The following is a 19428-nucleotide window of genomic DNA, read 5'->3' as shown; positions in this document are numbered from 1 at the left end:
GTGAACTCGCTGCAACAACAGCACAAAGTCCGCCTTCGCGGACTCGGCGCGAAGATCCGCCCTCTCCTCCGCCCTTCGCACCGCCACCCGTAGGGGCAGACCTGCGTGTCTGCCCTCCCCCGCCACGCCTCGACCTCCGCCATTCGCCCCGATCCGTCGGCGCGATTTCACCGCCCCCCGTCACCCCGACCCGTAGGGGCGCGATTTATCGCGCCCGTGCCCCGCGTTGCGCCGCCCCACATCGACCACACCAACCCCTTCTTGTAGGGGCAGCCCCGCGTGGCTGCCCGTGCCCTGCGCATGTGCCGCGGTCCGGCCACGGGCACGCACCTATGCAGCATGGTATGCGGAACGGCGGCGCCTCGCGAGAGTACCGAACGCATCACCCTCACCAGCATCGTTGTGGAAGCTGAATCGATGATCGTCACCTCGCAGACACCCGCGCTGGAACCCATGCTCGACCTGCTCCGCGGCCGGCGCATCGTGGTGCTGGCGGGGGCGGGGTGCAGCACGGAATCCGGCATCCCCGACTACCGGAGCCCGGAGAACATCCAGCGCACCCGCACCCCCATCCAGTACCAGGAGTTCGTGCGCAGTGAGGCGGCGCGCGTGCGCTACTGGGCGCGCAGCACGGCCGGCTGGGCCCGCATCGCCTCCGCGCGGCCGAACGCGGCGCACCACGCGCTGGCGCGGCTGGAAGAGGGCGGCCTCGTGCGCGGGATCATCACCCAGAACGTGGACGGGCTCCACCAGGAAGCCGGCAGCCGGCGCGTGGTGGAGCTGCACGGCTCGCTGGCGTGGGTGCGCTGCCTGTCGTGCGGCCGCGTCACCCCGCGCGACGAGCACCAGGAGCGGCTTCGGTCGCTGAACGGGGAGTGGATGGACCGGCTGCGCGGAATCGAGGTGGCGCCCGATGGCGACGCGGATCTTTCCGCATCGGTGGTGGAGAGCTTCCGCGTTCCCGCGTGCGAGGCGTGCGGCGGCGTGGTGAAGCCGGATGTCGTCTTCTTTGGCGAGAACGTCCCTGCGGAGCGCGTGCAGGACGCATGGAGCCTCTTCGAAGAGGGCGACGTCCTCCTGGTGGCCGGTTCGTCGCTCACCGTCTACTCCGGGCGCCGCTTCATCTACCGCGCCGAGAAGGAGGGCGTCCCCATCGCCATCATCAACATCGGTCCCACCCGCGCCGATGACCTCGCCGCCGCCAAGGTGGAGGGGAGGCTCGGGAGCGTGCTTCCCGGCATCGCGGACGCGCTGGTGCTTGCTAGCTAGTAAGCTGTCGATCACTGCGCCGCGTATTTAGTGCCACTTGCGAGCGCGCTGGCAAAGCGCAAAACTTCGAAAGACGTCTGCCATTTCAGTCACACGCTGGCCTCTACCCCTGGGGCAATCCACATGGCGAAAACCGCTGTTGCCGCAATCGACCAGCTGTTGCGGGATTCGATAAACCTCGACCAAGCAGTCGTCAAAAGAGCACGGGATAGCCGGGATTGGCTGCTCCGGCAGATCAGCGGCTGGCCAGAGGACGGCGCCGAGTTCCCGGCCCTGTACCCTCAGATAAATCTTCATTACGGTTCCTTCACGCGCCGCACGAAGATCAAGGAATTGGACGATATCGATTTGATGATCGGGTTGAAGGGTTTAGGAACTACCTACACGACCGAACCTGACGGCACAGTAAAGTTGAAAGTGCCCGAAGAGATCGCTTTGAGGCGCCTTTGCCATGACGGAACGGACGAGCTCAATTCCCGCAGGGTGATCAACGAATTCGTAGCACGATTAAAAGAAATCCCGCAGTACCAGAAGGCCGAGATCAAGCGGAACGAGGTCGCAGCCGTTCTGAGCTTGTCCTCCTATCCTTGGGCCTTCGACATCGTACCGAGCTTCATCACAGCCACCGAGTTAGATGGACGAACGTACTACGTAATCCCGAATGGAAAGGGGCACTGGATGAAGACGGATCCTCGAATTGACAACGAACGAGTGGAATCCATCAACGCGCGGTACGCTGGACATCTGTGGAACGTGATACGCCTAACCAAGTTCTGGAACCAACGTCCGAGTGTGAAAACGGTGCCTCCATACCTTCTTGAATGCCTGGTCCTGGATCTCTACGATCAATCGTCGTACCAGGTCACGGCACGCCCTGAAAGCGAAGTCGCGCGAGTGCTGAGACAGATCTCCCATTCGATTCTGACGGACGTTGCGGACCCGAAAGGCATTCAGCAGAACATCAACAAGCTGAATTGGGAAGACAGGACAGCAGTTTCAGCGAAGGCGTCGAGCCACGCGGCGTCCGCTGCGGCTGCGCTCGACGCGCAAGCGCGGGGAGAGGAGCGCGCAGCGATCAATCACTGGAAAGATGTATTCGGAACTGATCTTCCCGCGTTCGGGTGAACGAACTAACCATGCTCGACTTACGATCCATAAACCAGAACCGCTTTACGCGAGCGAAGCGCCTCTGGACGGTGGCTAATTCGTGCAGAGTGGCAGCGTTTCTCGTCGGTGCAATCGCGGCACTCCTTCCGCGACCACCTCTCTACATCGCATGTGTCGTATTTGCGTTCGCCGTGGCAGCGGAACTGTTCCAGTGGCGTTCAGATGTCGAAAAGAGCGGATCGGAAGCGCTGCTGCGGAAGCTGGACCTGTGCAGGTCGTTCAATATGGAGATCACCGAGGCGGACAAGCGAGACATTGTGTGGGAGCTGCCGAGGGCACTTCGCAAGCGGTTCACCGAATCGCAGGTTCCGGATACGTACTTCACAAGTTCAGAACCTTCTGGTCCTCGCAAGGCGATCGAAAACCTCGTCGAATCTGCCTGGTACACGCGGCAACAGTCGAAGCTGATGCTCCGGGTGTGGATCGGCCTTATCTGCGTTGCGGTGGTTTTCGCATTCACAGCCCTGATCGTCGCGTCGATCGAGGTTTCCTCAGTCACCGCCCGAGCCAGCATCGGCAAGGTGGTCACAGCATGGCTGCTGCTGATCTTCTCTCTTGGGGCGATCCGACACCCCTGGAACTATTACAAGCTCTTGGAGCGAAGTGAGCGTTCGTACACAACCGGCAGTCATCTGCTGCGAGGCGAAGTCACGGAGGCTGACGCAATCAAACAGTGGTATGAGTACCAGATTGGCCGCGCATCATCGCCTTTGCTTCCCGACTGGCTGTGGAAGCGCAACCAAGCCGATCTGAACGACGCCTGGCGGCTCACATCCAGCACGTGAGCCAATCGTGTGTCATCGCTCACCAAGGACTGATGAACACACGTCATGTGCGGGCGGAGCTCGGAAGCCGCCGAGCGCCCGTTCCACATCCGCGGCGACATCGAGAAGCTCCATGTCGCGCCAGCGGCGGGCGACCATCTGGAAGCCGACCGGCACTCTCTCCTCGTCCAGGCCGGCGGGGATGGAGACGACGGGTGCGCCCAGCACTCCGATGGCGCAGCAGTGCGCGCCGTTCGAAAGGGAGTACGCAACCTTCTGCCTGTTGACGCGGATGCGCGCGCCGATCCGGCGGTGGGTGAACGCGGCGGTCGCGGCGGCGGGAAGGAGCCACGCGTCGTACGACGAGAGGAACGCCTCCGCGGCGCCGATCAGCCGGTCGCGCCGCTCCAGCGCCTTCGCGTATGAGCGCATGCCGCCGCCGAGGCCCGCGACGTAGCCGCGGCTCCACGCGCTCCGGCCATAGCGCGGGCCGAGGATGGCGCGCCACATCACCCGCAGCGGCGCGGGCATGGCTCCGCCGACCTCCGCGCCAAGGATGCGGCCCCACACGTCCAGCGCCTCCTTGAAATCGAAGCCCGGCGGGTCGCGCTCATCGACCGTGTGCCCCGCCTCGCGCAGCCGTGCCGCGGCGCCCTGGATGACACGCCGCACGCCGTCGTCGAGCGGAAAGGGGCCGAAGCTCAGCGCGAACCGGCGTGGCGCGTGGGAATCAGGCGACATAGGAGGCGGAGGAGGCACCTCCCAGTCGTGACCATCCGGTCCCTCGATCAGCGGCAGCACGAGCGACAGGTCGGCGACGGTGCGGGCGATGGGGCCGTAGCAGACGATGCGGCGGAAGGGGCGCAGCATCCCGGGGATGACGGAGTGCCCCGTCGCCGGCACGCGGTTCTCCGTCGGCTTGAGGGCGAAGACGCCGCAGAAGTGGGCCGGCACGCGGATGGACCCCGCCGCATCGCTGCCAATGTCGAGCGGCGAGAGGCCCGCCGCCAACGCCGCCGCCGCGCCGCCGGAGCTGCCGCCGGGGGTGCGCGCGAGGTCCCACGGGTTGGATGTGCGGCCGAAGAAGGGGCTGACGCACTGCCAGTCGTGCGCGCCCTCGGGCACGTTGGTGTGCCCCAGCACGATGGCGCCCGCCGCGACGAGGCGCTCGACCACGGTGGCGTTGCGCGCCGGCACGTTGCGCCCGCTCAGGCGATGGCCGTAGGTGGTGCGCAGGCCGGCGACGTCAAAGGTGTCCTTGATGGTGACCGGCAGGCCGTGCAGCGGACCCCACGGTTCGCCGCGGCCGAGCGCGGCATCCGCCTCGCGCGCACGCTCCCGAGCCCGATCCGCGTCGAGCGAGACCACCGCGTTCAGGCGGCCGTTGAGCCGCGCGATCCGCTCCAGGTGCGCGGCGACGGCGTCGCGCGAGCTGAGCGTGCCCGCTGCGATGTCGGCCGCGAGCCGGTGCGCGGGGAAGAAGCAGAGATCCTCGCGCGCCTCCATCAGCCGTCGAGGTAGCGGCGGACAATGCGGCTGGTGTGGACGCGCGCACCCAGTCGGTGGAGCGTCTGGTACAGCCCGGCCTCCGCGCGCGCCAAAAAGGCGTACTCGGGAAGCGCGCCCTTTGCCCGCGTCACGCGCAGCGAGTGCGTGGTGTAGTCGCGCAGGGCGCCGGGATCGGAGAAGTCGAACGGCTCTTCGTCGCGCTCGACCTCGGGCGGGTACACGCGCCCGTAGAAGCGCTCCGCGAACTGCACCAGCGCCCGCGTGGTCGCCACGCCGATCCGCTTGCCGTACAGCGAGTAGCGCTCCTCCAGAAGGCGGCGGAAGTCCTCCGCACCGCGCGGGCCGGGATACAGGAAGATCTTGCGGAGGTTCTCCACGAACTTCGGCGGCACGTACTTCACGCACCCGAAGTCGACCAGCCCGATCGATCCGTCGTGGCGGAAGAGGTAGTTGCCCCAGTGCGGATCGGCGTGGAAGGCCTGCATGTGGAGGAGCTGGAAGTAGTACAGCTCCAGCAGGTTGGCGCCGATGCGGTCGCGCAGCTCCTGGGGCGGATCCGTGGCGAGGAGCGTGTCCAGGTGCTCGCCTTCGAGGCGCGACATCGTCAGCACGCGCCCGCTGGAGTACTCGCGGTGCACCCGCGGCGCGCGCACGAAGCCGAGCGGCTCCAGCCCCGTGCGAAAGAAGTCGATGTTCTCCGCCTCGCGCTCGTAGTCCGTCTCGGCGACGATCTGCGTCTGCAGCTCGTCCAGCAGCTCGCGGGTTACGTACTTCGAGAGCTGGGCGGGGAGGGCGATGGTGCGCAGCAGCTTGAAGTCGCTGGCGATTGCGTCGGCGATCCCCGGATACTGGATCTTGACGGCCACCTCATCGCCCTCGTGCGTGACCGCGTCGTGCACCTGGCCGAGCGACGCGGCCGCGAACGGCTTCGGGTCGAATTTGGCGAAGAGCTGCTCCGGGTTGCTTCCCATGCTGGACCGGAACTGCGCGCGCACGAGCGAGGGGTGCATCCCGGGCGCCTCCATCTGCAGCCGGCCCAGCTCTTCGATCATCTCTTCCGGCAGCAGATCGGTCTGCAGGCTCAGCATCTGGCCCAGCTTCATCGCCGGCCCGCGCAGCGCCAGCAGGCCGCCGGTCACCTGCCGCGCGGCCTGAGCATGGGTCGCGCGCAGCTTGTCGTCGCGCGCCTCCTCGCCCAGAAAGAGCCGCTGCACCATGTAGCCGATGTAGCTGCCGCTCACCCCCGCGCTCATGGCGGCCATGCGCAGCGCCCGTCTCGCCGCGCCGTCGTCGGTACGCATCAGAGCCCTCCTTCGCGCAGAAACGTCGTCCCGAAGCGCAGCGAGCGGTCGAGGAAGGCTAGCGTGTTCTGCTTGCCGGCCGATGCGTCGTGCAGCCAGTAGAGCAGCACGCCCAGGTAGAAGATCCAGAACGCCTGCGGCGCGATCCAGCTCAGCTCGCGCGCGCGGCGCTTGGGGAGCGACTCCTCGATCAGGTCCTGCACGAAGTCCAGGTAGCGCGCCCGCAGCTCCAGCGCGCGCGGGCTCAGCGCCAGCTTCGACGACGGCCGCAGCGCGCGCACGAACGCCGCGCCGATGAAGCCTTCGTACGGCGCCAGGAACTCGATCTGGCTGTGGATCAGCGCAAAGAGCTTCTCCTCCAGCTTCGCGTCCTTCAGCGACTCGTCGGCGCGGACGGCCGCGATGGCGTGGTCCACTTCCGTCTTGAAGAAGTGGAGCGCGATGTCGTCCTTGGTTTCGAAGTAGTTGAACACCGTCCCCTCGGCGACGCCCGCGCGCGTGGCGATCTCGCGCGTCGTGGTCGCTTCGAAGCCCTTGCTCTCAAAAAGCTGCAGCGCCGCGGTTACGATGCTCTCGCGCGTCGCTTCCTTGTTGCGCGCGCGCCGGCCGGGGGTCCTGAGCGAGGCCTTTTTCTTTGCCGCGGGAGTGCGTGGTTCCGCCATCGGTACCCGTCCTGTTGCGGGGGTGACGCACAAAGATGAGTGCGCTCACGAACAATTGTGAGTGCACTCATGTTTTGTCAAGGAAGGTCGATCGGAAGGCGATTGGCGGCGGTTCCGCGAACACGGACATGAGTGTGTGGCGGCGTTATGGGGTGCGGGATGATGGGTTCGGTGCGGCGGAAGGCACGGGCAGCCACGTGGGGCGGCCCCTACAGGGTTGGGGTGCGCGGGGGCGAGGATTTGGGCAGGGATGAGGGTGGGCAGACACGTAGGTCTGCCCCTACGGCGTCGGTGCGGGGGGCAGGGGTTGGGGCGGGTGGGCGGCGACATCCGGGTGGTGATCCGCGGGTAGTTGATTCGCGGTGTAGTACATGCGTGCTGTTCTTTCCACGATAACCTTTCGGATACAGGAGCCAGATCGTGCAGCCCCCGCTCACCGACGTCGAAGTGCGCATTCTCGGGTCGCTCCTGGAGAAGGAGGTCACGACGCCGGACAATTATCCGCTGTCGCTGAACGCGCTGCTGGCGGCGTGCAACCAGACGACCAGCCGTGAGCCGATCATGCGGCTCGACGAGGACACGGTCGTTCCCGCGACGGTCGCGCTGCGGCGGCGCGGGCTGTTGCGGCAGATCCAGCCGGCGGGCTCGCGGGTGACCAAGTACGAGCACCTGCTGCGGGAGGAGATGGAGCTCGGCAGGCGGGAGCTGGCGGTGCTGGGCGTGCTCATGCTTCGCGGCGCGCAGACGCCGGGCGAGCTGTACGCGCGCACCGCCCGCCTGGAGCCGTTCGCGGATCTCGCCGACCTGGAGGGGGTGCTGGAGTCGCTGATCGCCCGCCAGCCGGAGCCACTCGCCGCACGCCTTCCCCGGCGCGCGGGGCAGAAGGAGGTCCGCTTCGCGCACCTGATGAGCGGCGAGCCGGCCGACACGACCGCCGACGATCCGCCCGTTGCCACCCGCCGCGCCGCCGCGGATGACGACCGCGTCGCAACGCTGGAGCGGACGGTGGAGGAGCTGCGGGCAGAGGTCGCGGAGCTGCGCGCCCAGCTCGAAGCGTTCCGCGCGCAGTTCCAGTAGCGGGCTCCGCTGGGCGCGCATCTCACCCCACGTTTCCGGTAACTGACGCAATATGATGGCGTGCGGGAGCTTACACCGCCGCCGCTGTTGACTCCGCTGGCGTAGTGTGAGACAATTCCCGATTCGGTGACGGCGCGAATCCGCCGTTCCTCGCTCTTTTGTCCACTCGCCAGGCCGTCGTTTACCGCATTGGGTGACGTACAGATGCCTCAGCCCCTAACGCGCCTACTGTCGAACGTGCCGTTGAAGCGCTGGCACCTTGTGGTGCCGGTCGTCGTCATCGTCCTGGGGGCGGTGGTGGTGGAGGCTCGTGGCGGTCTCTCGCGCGGCCCGGTGCTGAGCGAGCTCGCGGCCGCCCGGCCGGCGCGCACAGGTTCGCCGCTGTTCTCCATCCCCGTCGAATACCGCTCGTGCTCCGTGCTCAGGCCGGGGGCGGGCGAAACGGTGCCGCGCGAGTCGTGCGGGGCAGACGCGGGGCGGCTGGGGGGATTCGAGGCGGTGGCGGTCGCGGGGGAAAGCTCCGACCCGGACTCGCTCCAGGCATCGGCGCTCCTGGCCCTCATCGGCGACGACGAGACGGAGAAGGCGGCCGACGCGGCGATCACCCGGCTGACGAGGGCGCTGCGGCTCACCAGCCGGCGGGTGTCGGTGCTGGTCGACCTCTCGGGCGCGCACCTCGTCCGCGCGCAGCGCACCCAGAACGCCCGCGACCTGGTGGAGGGGCTGAACTACGCCCTGGAGGCGGTGGAGGGCGAGCCCCGGAACCGCGCCGCGCGGTTCAACGCCGCGCTCGCGCTGCAGACGCTCGGGCTGGACGAGCAGGCAGGGATCGCCTGGACGGAGTACCTGCGCATCGACGGGAAGAGCCGGTGGGCGGACGAGGCGAGGGAGCGGCGCCGCTCCCTCGAGCACCGCCCCATTCCCGAGCCGCCCCGCCCCGGAGCTCCCGAGGCGGAGGTGCGGGCGTTCGCCGCGGCGCACCCCCAGGAGGCGCGCCTTTACGGGTGGGACTCGGTGCTGGGCGACTGGGGCCTGGCGTACGAATCCGGCGAGGCGGCGCGCGCCGCGCAGCTGCTCGATCTGGCGGAGCGGCTGGGGAAGGCGCTGGAGGCGCGGCGGGGTGACGCCTCGCTCGGGGACGCGGTGCGCTCCATCCGCGCGGCCAGCGCCGACCCTGCGGCCACGCGCGCACTCGCCCGGGCACACCGGGCGTACGCGGCGGGGCAGCGCCTGTACCAGAGCGCCGAGCACGTCGCCGCGCGAGACTCGTTCGCCAGCATCGTGAACGCGCGGCCGCCCTCGCCCGTGCTCGCGATCTCGGCCGAAGTGTTCCGGGGCGCCGGAGAGGTGTACGCGCGCAGATACGGCAGGGCTGAGTCCGTGTTCACTGAGATCCTCCCCCGCATAGATCCCGTCCGGTATCCCGCCCTGGCCGCGCGCGCACTGTGGATGCGCGCCACGGGACTGCTCCGCGGTGGCCATCCAGCCCGCGCGCGTGCCCCCTTTCAGGCCTCCGCCCGGCTGTTCGAGAGCGCGGGAGAAAGGGAGTTCATGGGAGCGATGTGGGCGATGGGAGGCGAAGCCGCCTACCGCAATCGCGACACGCTCGCCGCCTACGGCTCCATGCACCGGGGGCTGAGGGCCCTGCGCGGCTACCGCTCGTCCGTGTGGCTGCACAACGCGCTGTTCACGCTGGCGAACTGCGCCGCCACGGATCAGTTGCACCGCGCCGCGTCCGTCATCCAGGACGAGGACTTCGCCGTGGCGATGCGGGACCGCCGCCCGGCGGTGGTCGTGGAGGCCCTCCTCGGCCGCGCCCGCATCCGCTCGGTACAGCGGCGATCGCCGGAGGCGGCACGCGACCTGGAGCTCGCCGCGTCGTCCGTCGCGGAGCTCCCCGCCGGGGCGGCGCGCGTGTGGCTCGCGGGAACGGTGCACTTCTCCCGCCCGCTGGTGACGCCCGGCACGGCCTCCATGGCGGAGATGGACTCGGCGGTGGCGTTCTTCAGCCAGGGGAGGAACACGGCCTGGTTCCTCCCCGCCCTGTTTCAGCGAGCCGACGCGCGGCTCGCGCGGGGAGAGCTGGCCGGCGCCACGGACGATCTGCGCGCGGCCGCGGCCCACATCCGCGGCCTCTCGCAGAGCCTGGACGCTCCGCTGCGTGCCGCGGCGATGGAGCAGGCGCGCAGCCGGTTCGACCAGCTGGCGATGCTGCAGCTGCGCGCGGGCGACACAATCGCCGCGCTGCAGGCGGTGGAGCGCGGGCGCGTCTCGTTCGCGCCGGGCTACGCGGCATCCGCGGTGGGGGACGGCCCTCCCGCGGCCGCGCAGGGGCACGTGGCGGTGGAGTACGCCCTGATCGGCGACACGCTGCTCACCTGGACGGTGCGCGGAAGCCACGTGCGCCTGCTGCGCCAGACCGTCCGGCGCAGCCACGTCCTCGCCACCATCGAGCGGAGCGTGGGCGCGCTGGAGTCGCCCGCGCGAGCGGCACTCGCCCGGCCGGACCTCGCGCGGCTCTATCAGCTGCTGGTGCGGCCCGTGGAGGATCGACTGCAGCCGGCCGGGACGCCGCTCGTGATCGTGGTGGACGGCGAGATCGCGGGCGTCCCCTTCAGCGCACTCGTGGACCAAAGGCGCAACCGCTACCTGGTGCAGGACCATCCGACACGCTTCGCGGGCACCCTGGCCGAAGCGGCGCGGCCCGCACCGCCCACCAACCGATCGGCACCCGCGCTGCTCGTAGCCGACCCCGCGTTCGACCCAGCGCAGTACCCCGCACTCGACAGGCTTCACGGCGCCCGTGCGGAGGCGGACTCGCTCCGCGCGCTGTACCGGGCCAACGTGGTGCTACAGGGCCCGGCCGCCACGCGCGACGCCCTGCGCGGCCGCGCGCCGGGGGCCAGCGTCATCCACTACGCGGGCCATGCGGTGTTCGACGACGCGCGGCCGGAGCGGTCGGCGCTGGTGCTGGCAGGAGCGGACACTACCGGGCGCCTGACCGCGGAGGCCGTGAACGCGCTCCAGCTCCGCGGTGTTCGCTTGGTGGTGCTGGCGGCATGCCGCACGGTGCGCGCGCGTGAGGGGCGGTCAGGCGGGCTGGCGGGATTCTCCGGCGCGCTGATGGCAGCGGGCGCGGGCGGCGTGGTGGGTAGCCTGTGGGACGTGAACGACCGACTGACGCAGCCGCTGATGCTGGCCTTCCATCGCGCGTACCGCCGCTCGGGCGATCCGGCCGCGGCGCTGCGCGAGGCCCAGCTGGAGATGCTCCGCTCGCGCGATCCCGACCGGCGCTCCCCGGCTGCGTGGGCGGGGTTCCGGTACATCGGCGGCTGAGGCACGAAAAAGCATCACACAGAGACGCAGAGGGGCAAGGAGAGAACGGAAGAGGGTTTCCGTGGCTCTCTGTTGCCGCCGTGTTCTCTGTGTGATGCTTTTTCTGTTTTACTCGGTCGCGAGCTCGCGGGCCAGCGCGTCGAGCGCGGGGGCGAGCGCCTCCCAGCGCGGAGGATCGGCGGAGAGGTGGAGCCGCACCTGCTTCAATGCAGCGTCGGCGGACGGATCGGCCTGGGTGAGGCGCCCGGCGCGGTCGAGGATCCGCCGCGTCGAACGGTCGCGGAAGAAGGCGGCGTCCCTCCGCGCGGCGGCAAGGCCGGCGGCTTCGGTCCAGGCTCCCAGTCGTAGCACGTCGCGGTCCAGCCGGTCCTCGATCCGCTTCGTGGCCTCGCCGATCAGGGGACGCAGGCGCTCGGGGCTTCCGCCAGCGCTGTCGGTGATCTTGCGTGGGGCGCCGGCGCGGCCGCCCTGGGGGTCGAAGCGGGCGGCGAGCTGGGCGGCGAGCACGCGCGTCGCGGCCGCGTCGCGCGCCTGCACCGCCACCGAGAGGTCCACCAGCATCGCGCCGGCACGCGCGGAGCTCGCCCGCCGCGCGCCGGGCGTGAGGGCGCGGCCGGGGTCGTCTCCGCGGGCGGAGGTCCACGGGCGCCGCTCGGTCCATCCCGCGGGGAGGCCCTCGGCGCCGTGCTCCAGCCGCGCGGCGATGCGCACCGGCTCGCCGGCGGCGCGGTCCTGCAGCGCACGGCCGCTGAACAGCGCGATCCCCGCCAGCACCGCCGCCGCCGCGAGCCACTGCAAGACGGGCGCGCGTCGGCGGAGCTCGCGAGCGGGCTCGGCTCGGCGCGTGTCAAGGGGGATCACCGCCGTCTCGCGAGAGTCGGGTTCCTCCACGGAAGCAGCCGCGGCGGCGTCCTCCTCTTCCAGCTGGCGCAGGATGGCCGCAGCGCCAACGGCAACCTCGCGGTCCTCGTCGCTCCCGGCGAGGTGGACCAGCATGTCCTCGCGGCTACGCGCGTCCATGCGGCCGTCCAGGAAGGCGGCTACCCGCTTGTTTCGGCTCTCGTGATCGCTCACCGGCAACCTCCTGCCAGGGGCTCTCGACGCCCGCGCTTTTGCGTGCTCATGATTCGTCGTCGTCATTAAGGAAGCCGCGCACGTCGTCCCGGCGCAACCCGGCGCTCTCCAGGAGCTGGAGCAGGCGGGCGAGAAGGCGCGGTGCGCGACGGTAGAGCGGTTTCTGATCCAGGCGCAGGGTACGCGCCACGTCTGCCAGGGTGTTTCCATCGGCGTAGCGCAGCTTCACGATCATCCGCTCTTCCGGATCGAGCTGTCCCATGGCCGCGTCGAGCGCACGCACGATCTCCACGCGCCGGCTGTCAGCTTCGGCCTCCATCACCCGGTCATCCGCCCGTGAGTCATCTTGCCCTTCGAGCCCCGTCACCGGCTCCTGAACCTCGGGACGCAACGGCGTGCGCGCTGGTAACTGGCCGAAAAGGCGCGCAAGCTCGGCATCGGAAAGGGTGGTGCGCCCCTCTGTGCGCAGCTTCTCCCCCGCCTGCAGCAGCGTGAACCCTTCCCGGTGCACGAGCCTCTCCAGCTCGTCGGCGGGCGGCCCCAGCCGCTGGGCAGCCATCGAACCGCGCCAGCGTCCGCCCACCTCGCGCTGGAAGTTGACGAGCAGGCGCGCGATCACGGTCGAAAGGTATGTCTTGAATTCGGAGCCGCCGTCGAAGCCGCGCACGATACCATAGTCGTCCTCGATCAGCGCCATTCGCACCCTTCCCGCGAAATCTTCGGCGTCGGCGCCGTGGATCCCCTTTCTGACGCAGGCGATCGCGGCGGCTCTGTCGATCCACGTCAGGTGCTCGAGGAAGAGTGCCCTGGCGGCTTCGACGGTATCGGGCTCAAGCATGTGCGGCCCCACAAATGGTTCCCCAAGCACCGCGGGTGGGAAACGCTGGAAACGCGTCCGACGAATGGGAGGCACCCGGAAGACAGCCGGGGCCCGTGCCAGGCGGAACGGAACGACCACCCACAGACGGGGCCGCAACGACGATGGCGTTCACACTACGAATCACCTTCTCGGGACTCTGCCTCTTCGTGCCCGAGCCCGCCGCCAGCGGAACCGGCGGCCGCATGCACGTGCTGATGCCTGGCATGTCCGGCCACCACCACCATGGCGAGGACCGGCACGTGGCGGCGCTGGCGTACGACACCGGGCACCTGGCGCCGGGCGGCACGCCCACCGGCCTCACCGCCATGGCCCCGCTCACTGGCCGGCAGCTGATTCCCGTGGCCGGCGAGGAGGCCAACCTCACGCTGTGCGGCCACATCCCGAACCTGCGCGAGATCACGGGACAGCAGGTGGATGCCGACCACCTGGGCGCCGACACCTCCAAGAAGCTGGCGGCGCGCGTCACGCTGGGCGCGGGGCAGATCACGCGGGTATCGCCCGGTGTGTGCTGGGAATGGCGCCCGGGCGAGCTCCGCCCGATCGCGAACCGCGTGGAGTGGGAGATCGCCGACGTGGAAGGGGAGCAGCTCACGCTGGTGTCGGAGCTCATCGGCGGAGGGGGCGGGCAGAAGGCGCTGGGGACATTGTTCCCCATGAACGGCAGGGTGAATCTGATCGTGTATCACGAGCCCCCGCAAGACCTGCCGCCGGAGCCGCTCCCCGTGGAGCACCAGCCGGTGCCCGCGCGCGGCTTCACGCCCCCGCACTTCGCCGCCTTCTACGGCCTCTTCAGCGGCCCGGTGCCCACCCTGCTCCCGAGGTACCGCGGACCGGCGAGCGAGGCGCCGCCACTCGCCGACGGGTGCGTGACCATTCCCCCCGAGATGGGCGGGCTTCCGTTCACCTGCCTGGTGGCCGGCTCCGGCGGCGACGGCGGCGGGGGCGATGACGGCGCGGGCGGCGGCGGGACCGGCGGCGGCGGTGGGACGGGGGGCGGCGGAGGGGACTGATCCCACGACGACAAGGCGCCGCCGCATCCGTGGCGGCGCCCGTACCCCACGCCGGAGAGCGGACATGGCACGCGGAATCGCGATCCACATCGGAGTGAACGATCCGGCCTCGAACCGCCACGGCCGGCTGTCGATGAGCGAAAGGTTCGCATGGAAGATGGCGGAGCTCTCGCACCAGGCGGGGTACGGCGCCATCCACATGCTGTGCGGCGCGGAAGCCACCCGCGGCGCCGTCCACGCTCTCCTTTCGGCCGCGGCGGCGGCGCTGAGGCCCCGCGACACCCTCTTCGTCTCCTTTTCCGGCCACGGCTCGCAGGTCACCGACGAGAACGGCGACGAGCGGGACGACCTGGACGAGACGTGGTGCCTGTACGACGGGAACCTCGTGGACGACGACCTCATGGACATCTGGAGGAAGGCGGCGGCCGGGACGCGCGTGCTGGTGGTGAGCGAGAGCTGCTTCGCGGGCGGCATGCGCTACGGCGACGAGCTGCTGGCCGAGCGTCCGCCGCGTTTACGCCGCCCGGTATACCGCTCCGGCGGCCCGCTACGGGGGGTGAAGCAGTACGTGCAGGAGGTGCCGTCGTCGTGCATCTCACGCGAGACTCTCGACGAAGAGGGCATCCAGGCCAGCGTGCTGTTGATGGCGGGCGCGGGCGAAAGGCAGAGGGCGCGCGAGGGGCTCTACCTCGAGCACCTGCTGAAGATCTGGGACGGAGGGGCGTTCCGCGGCACCTTCTGCGATCTGCACCAGCGGCTCTGCGTGAGCGTCCGTGACGAGAACCCCGCGCAGGAGCCACAGATCATCATGCTGGGCAGGGAGGACACCGAGTTCCCGCTGCAGACCGCGTTTCACCTGGACATCCCGGTGATGCGCGACGGCGGAGCTCCGGTGATGCGCGGCGTGATGCGCGGCTGATACGGTTCACCCGGAAGAAACCCGATGCAAGACACCGTCGAAGCGCTGTTCCTGGCGTCGGACCCGTTCTGTGACGGCGCGTCGCTGCGGCTCCACACGGAGGTGCGCGGGGTGGAGCGCGCCATCCGCAGGGGCTGCGCGCGCGACCGGGTGAAGCTGGTGCCCTGCTTCGCGCCGCGCACCCGCGACCTGCAGGATGCGCTGCTGCTGCACGACCCGCGCATCGTGCACTTCGCCGGCCCCGGCGAGGGCCGCGGCGCCATCCACCTGGCCGACGCGTACGGGCGACGGGGCGTGGTGGAGAAGGAGGCGCTGGCGAAGCTGTTCGGGTTCCTGAGCGAGTGGATCAAGGTCGTGATCCTGAACGGGTGCGACACCCTTCCGATGGTCGAGGCCCTCGGCGTCGTCGTGGACTACGCCATCGGGATGGAGCAGCCCCTCGGCGACGCAGCGTCCATCGTCTTCGCGGAGGCGTTCTACGGCGCGTTGGGGATGGGGAAGCCGGTGCAGGCGTCGTTCGACCTGGCCGTCGGCCGGCTGGAAAGCGAGGCGCTCGCCGCGTCCGCAATCCCCGTGCTGCGCATCCGCCCCGGCGTGGACCCGGCGGTGCCGCTCGTCGCGCCCGCCGGCCCCCCTGCCCCGCCGGACGCCGCAAGGCGATGGAGCCGCCCGGCGGCACGCTGAACCTCCCTTCGTCCATCTTCAACTCGACAGTAGAGCACCGGCATCGGCCGCGTGCTCCTGCTGCCGCTGTTCGTCGTGCCCGGCAAAAAGGGAATGGTCTCACGCGAAGGCGCAAAGGCGCAAAGAAAGGGCTTCCGTGTCTTTCCTTCGCGTCTTCGCGCCTTTGCGTGAGATCTCCACCCTTGAGACTGCACGGAACTTCTGTCGAGACGGTCTGGGGAAAACGCGGAGGCGGTGCCGACAAAGGATCTCGGCGGCGCGAGCGAGGCGCCGCATCGGATCGTCTTGGGATCGCTCCACACGTGGCGTAATGGTGAACGTGGCTTCTCTGAGAATGCAGTCCAGCTCGCGCCTGACCTTCGCCTGCGTGGTGGCGATGGCCGCGTGCGGAACGCCGGCCGATCGCGAGGCGGTCACGCAGGAGGTCGTCCGCGGATGGGTGGAGGCGCCGGACAGCGCCGGGTGGGGGATGGGTCCGCTCGCGCATCCCGTGGCCGTCTACGCGGACCGCAGCCGCAGCATGCGCGGCTTCCTCGATCCGGCGTACCCCACGCGGGTCGACTACCGCTCGGTGATCGACGGGCTGCAGGCACGGCTGGGGCCGCGGCGCGTGTACGGGTTCGGGAGCAGCGTGCGCCTGGAGCCGAACGCGGGGATCGACGTCCTCGGGAACCGCGAGTTCTACGGCGACCGGGACACCGAGATGGAGGATGCGCTGGACAGCGTCGCCCGCGACACGCTGCTCGCCTGGAGCCACGTGGTGATCGGCGACGCTCGGCGCGGCAACCCCGATTTCGCCCACCGCCAGTTCGTCAGGATGCGCGAGCTCGCACTGCGGTGGGGGCAGGCGCGCGGGACCTTTTTCGTCGCGGTGTCGCGCGCGCCGTTCCGTCCCGTCGAGGGCGACCCGTCCGGCTGCCACGCCGCCTCCGCGGGTGGCGAGGGCCAGACCGCGCGCCAGTGCCCGCTCTACGCCTTCGTCTTCGCGGCGCCGGGGGATGGGGTGCGGATCGCGGCGGAGCTCGCCGGCCTCTTCGAGCACGTGTGGGGCCATCCGCTTCCCACCGCTCCGCTCGCCGCGGCCGAGCTGCGGCCCGATGGGGCGGCGCAGGAGGAGGGCGTGGAATACGACGCCTCCTGGCTCACCGCCCCCGCGACCGTCCCCAAGCTCGAAGCGGCGTCACCCGCCACCCGCCCCTTTCGCGCGAAGCTGGCTCCGACCGACGGCGCCACCCCGGCGGGGAGGCTGCTCGACCGCCTGCTCGCCGGGGCGCGGCTGGAGCTGTTCGCGCGGCCGGTGACGGCAGACTCCGCCGCGTCGCCATGGAGGCGCCAGGGCGGCACGGGTGCCGTGCGCGCGGCGGCGGGCGGAACGGGGGTCGAGGTGTTCAGCCCCGGCGGCGACGACTGCGTCTCCGCGGGCGAGGGCGAGCCCTGCGGCACGCTGTACCGCATCGAGGCACGCGCACCGGGGGCGCCCCCGTGGCTGGCCGACTTCGAGGCGCGCGAGGCGGCCGACGCGGAGCGCACCTTTGGGCTGGGGCGGCTGTTCGAGCCGTTCATCCCGCTGGCGGCCGCCGCGCCGCCGCTGGCCAGGAGCTACCTGCTGGTCCGTTGACCGAGGCCGCCGCCGCACCGTGCGGGCCGGCATCCACTTCCATCCGCCACGAGATCCCATGCTGCTCTGGCTCCTTCACCTGTGGGCGCTTCCGCCGGTCGGCGCGCGCCTCGACTGCCCCCCGCCGCGCGCGGGCGACCCCGCCGATCCCGGCGGGCTCTACAACGCGGCCGAGATCGCGGCGCGCTGGCAGCTGATGGCGGCCGTCTCCATCGCGCTGGTCGTGGCGATCCTGCTGGGGTGCTATCTGCTCCCGCGCGCCAGCCTCAACCGCGGCTTCGTGCTGCGCTGGTGGGGCGCCCTCGGGCTCGCGGGACTCCTCTGCCTCTTCGTGCCGCTGGCGGTGGGCCAGTTCTCGCCCGTGCACGCGCGCGCCGGAAGCTGCAGCACGCGCCCCGCGGCGTTCCCCGTCGATATCCCGCTGGATCTGCTTCTCCCGCGAATGGTGGCGGGGCTGTTCTGGGGCGCGCTCGCCTTCGCCGCCGTCTCGCTGCTCGCCACGCGGCTCCTGGGCCGGTGGCCTGCCACGGGTGGCTTCTTCCACTACCGCGGCTGCCCGTGGCCGCGGTGGATCCCGGGACAGGGGTGAGCGAGATGAGCGCGAACCTTCTCTCCCCCGAATACCGCCAGCGGACGCTGGTGTACCTGGCGCTGGGCGGCAGCGGCGCCCGCGCGCTGGAGCCGCTGCTTCACCTCTGCGCGCTGGGGCTGGGTCCGGCGCAGCTCCGGGTTCTGCTGGTGGACCCCGACCAGGGGAACGCCGCCATCACACGCGTGGGCCGCGTCCTCGACCAGTATCGAGAGGCGCGCGCGCGGCTGGCGGACGCCGGTGCCGCGACCGGCTTCTTTCGCACCGAGGTGGTGGACGCCCTCCCCGAGTCGCGCGTCTGGTCGCCCATCGCGGACGACGGCTACATGCCGGACACCCGCTTCGCCGCGGGAGTCGACCGGCAGGTGATGGACGCCGACGCGCCCGAGCTGGGCGTGCTCTTCGACCTGCTCAACTCGCGCCGCGTGCGGGAGATGGACCTGTCGATGGGCTTCCGCGGCGTCCCCTCGGTGGGCACCATCTTCATGAACCGCCTGCGCGACCAGGCGTTCTTCGCGCAGCTCTTGTCGCAGTACCACGGAGCCGCGGGCGCCACCGTGTTCTTTGCGGCGGGCTCCGTCTTCGGCGGCACCGGGGCGGCCGCGCTCCCCGTCGTGGGAAGGGCGCTGCGCGACGGGGTGCAGCAGCGGCCCGGCGCGTCCGCCATCCGCGGCGCGGCGCGGGCGAGGCTGGGCGCGGCGCTCCTCCTCCCCTACTTCACCCTCCCCACCCCGGGCGGCGCCCCGGCCGACGGCGGACCCCGGCCGGAGAACGCGCTCTTCGCGCACAACGCGGCGGGCGCGCTTCCCACCTACCTGGACCGCGCGCGCGACCCCGGCTATGGCGCCTATTACCTGGTGGGCGACGGCGTTCCGCGCGAGCAGGCGCGCAACGAGCTGGGCGGCGAGGCGCAGGCCAACGCGCCGCACTACGTGGAGCTCTTCGCGGCGCTGGCCGCGCTCGACTTCACGGCGCGCGGAGGCGAGGAGCGCGAGGACCGGCTCCCCATCTACCGCGCGACCGGCGTGGGGAGCGACGAACCCGGGTGGGGCGACCTCCCGGTGGACCGTGGGACGCGGCGCGCGCTCAAGGGGGCGCTGGTGGCCCTGCACACTTTTCTCACCTTCTTTCGCCCCGACGGCAGGTCTCCGTCCGACCTGGCGGCGCAGCTTCACGGCGTGACCTGGGCGGAGCTCCTGCGCCTGCCGCCCGCCACCTGGTCCGACCGCTCCGACGCGCTGGACGCCGTGGGGCAGAGCTGGATGAGCACCTGGGAGTGGCTCCGCGAGCTGCGGCGCTCCACCCCGGCGCTGCGCCTGGCCGCCGCCACCGAGGACCAGCCCAGCCGGGTGCCGACCCACGCGCTGATCGAGGGCTTCGGCCGCGGCGGCGAGCGGGGGCGGCGCTCGGACGACGTGTTCAACGTCTTCCGCGCCTGGAACACCGAGGCCGCGCGCCGCAGGAACGGCGGGTTCGGCGCGTTCATGGAGGTGCTGCGCGCCGGAAGCGAGCGTTTTTCCGAAGACCGTTTCCCCGAAGCCGAACAGCCCGGCCAGGAGGAGGACTGAG

General features: G+C 70.4%; 16 protein-coding genes. 11 read left to right on the top strand and 5 right to left on the bottom strand.

Going from position 1 to position 19428, the window contains the following annotated elements; translation table 11 throughout:
• The first annotated feature begins 402 nt into the window (after positions 1–402).
• The 3 genes from VF647_10070 (at position 403) to VF647_10060 (ending at position 3221) form a co-directional block, all read left to right on the top strand.
• Positions 403–1269, top strand: a complete 867-nt coding sequence (locus tag VF647_10070; protein ID HEX8452433.1) for an NAD-dependent protein deacetylase — start codon at positions 403–405, stop codon at positions 1267–1269.
• Positions 1270–1392: 123 nt separating this feature from the next.
• Positions 1393–2394: a hypothetical protein gene (locus VF647_10065; GenBank protein ID HEX8452432.1), complete on the top strand. Its 1002-nt coding sequence runs from the start codon at positions 1393–1395 to the stop codon at positions 2392–2394.
• A gap of 11 nt (positions 2395–2405) precedes the next feature.
• Positions 2406–3221, top strand: coding sequence for a hypothetical protein (locus VF647_10060; GenBank protein ID HEX8452431.1), 816 nt, complete (start codon positions 2406–2408; stop codon positions 3219–3221).
• A 12-nt stretch (positions 3222–3233) separates the two neighbouring features.
• Here the strand turns inward: VF647_10060 and VF647_10055 are convergent, their stop codons facing one another.
• Genes VF647_10055 through VF647_10045 form a run of 3 tightly spaced genes read right to left on the bottom strand, consistent with a single transcriptional unit; the run spans position 3234 to position 6672 of the window.
• Entirely contained in the window at positions 3234–4706 is a 1473-nt protein-coding gene (locus VF647_10055) for an amidase family protein (protein ID HEX8452430.1), read from the bottom strand.
• Positions 4706–6010 (bottom strand): AarF/ABC1/UbiB kinase family protein, encoded by a 1305-nt coding sequence (locus tag VF647_10050; GenBank protein ID HEX8452429.1) that lies wholly within the window; start codon positions 6008–6010, stop codon positions 4706–4708. The genes VF647_10055 and VF647_10050 overlap by 1 nt, the downstream gene beginning before the upstream one ends.
• On the bottom strand, positions 6010–6672 hold the full coding sequence (locus VF647_10045; protein HEX8452428.1) for a TetR/AcrR family transcriptional regulator: 663 nt from the start codon (positions 6670–6672) through the stop codon (positions 6010–6012). Before VF647_10045 ends, VF647_10050 begins: the two co-directional genes overlap by 1 nt.
• A 420-nt stretch (positions 6673–7092) precedes the next feature.
• Between VF647_10045 and VF647_10040 the strand changes: the two genes are divergently transcribed.
• Positions 7093–7749: a YceH family protein gene (locus VF647_10040; protein ID HEX8452427.1), complete on the top strand. Its 657-nt coding sequence runs from the start codon at positions 7093–7095 to the stop codon at positions 7747–7749.
• A 204-nt stretch (positions 7750–7953) separates the two neighbouring features.
• Positions 7954–11085: a CHAT domain-containing protein gene (locus VF647_10035; GenBank protein HEX8452426.1), complete on the top strand. Its 3132-nt coding sequence runs from the start codon at positions 7954–7956 to the stop codon at positions 11083–11085.
• Positions 11086–11193: 108 nt separating this feature from the next.
• On the opposite strand, the gene VF647_10030 is transcribed toward VF647_10035, so the two are convergent.
• Together VF647_10030 and VF647_10025 are read right to left on the bottom strand one after the other, a co-directional pair.
• A complete protein-coding gene (locus VF647_10030; GenBank protein ID HEX8452425.1) occupies positions 11194–12159 on the bottom strand; it encodes a hypothetical protein in 966 nt (321 codons plus the stop codon).
• Between the two features lie 46 nt (positions 12160–12205).
• The gene (locus tag VF647_10025; GenBank protein HEX8452424.1) at positions 12206–12997 is read right to left on the bottom strand and encodes a sigma-70 family RNA polymerase sigma factor; all 792 of its coding nucleotides are present in this window, start codon (positions 12995–12997) and stop codon (positions 12206–12208) included.
• Between the two features lie 143 nt (positions 12998–13140).
• On the opposite strand from VF647_10025, the gene VF647_10020 reads away from it, so the two are divergent.
• The 6 genes from VF647_10020 (at position 13141) to VF647_09995 (ending at position 19427) form a co-directional block, all read left to right on the top strand.
• Entirely contained in the window at positions 13141–14049 is a 909-nt protein-coding gene (locus VF647_10020) for a hypothetical protein (protein HEX8452423.1), read from the top strand.
• Positions 14050–14113: 64 nt separating this feature from the next.
• Positions 14114–14968: a caspase family protein gene (locus tag VF647_10015; protein HEX8452422.1), complete on the top strand. Its 855-nt coding sequence runs from the start codon at positions 14114–14116 to the stop codon at positions 14966–14968.
• A gap of 24 nt (positions 14969–14992) precedes the next feature.
• Entirely contained in the window at positions 14993–15652 is a 660-nt protein-coding gene (locus VF647_10010) for a hypothetical protein (protein HEX8452421.1), read from the top strand.
• 334 nt (positions 15653–15986) lie between these two features.
• Complete coding sequence (locus VF647_10005) at positions 15987–17270, top strand: hypothetical protein (GenBank protein ID HEX8452420.1); 1284 nt, start codon at positions 15987–15989, stop codon at positions 17268–17270.
• Between the two features lie 58 nt (positions 17271–17328).
• The gene (locus tag VF647_10000) at positions 17329–17859 is read left to right on the top strand and encodes a hypothetical protein (protein ID HEX8452419.1); all 531 of its coding nucleotides are present in this window, start codon (positions 17329–17331) and stop codon (positions 17857–17859) included.
• 5 nt (positions 17860–17864) lie between these two features.
• Positions 17865–19427, top strand: coding sequence for a hypothetical protein (locus VF647_09995; GenBank protein HEX8452418.1), 1563 nt, complete (start codon positions 17865–17867; stop codon positions 19425–19427).
• Position 19428 lies beyond the last annotated feature (1 nt).

Source organism: Longimicrobium sp. (genome assembly GCA_036387335.1).
Lineage (GTDB): Bacteria > Gemmatimonadota > Gemmatimonadetes > Longimicrobiales > Longimicrobiaceae > Longimicrobium.
Note: the sequence above shows the minus strand (reverse complement) of the source record. Positions and strands in the feature narration are given on the sequence as shown.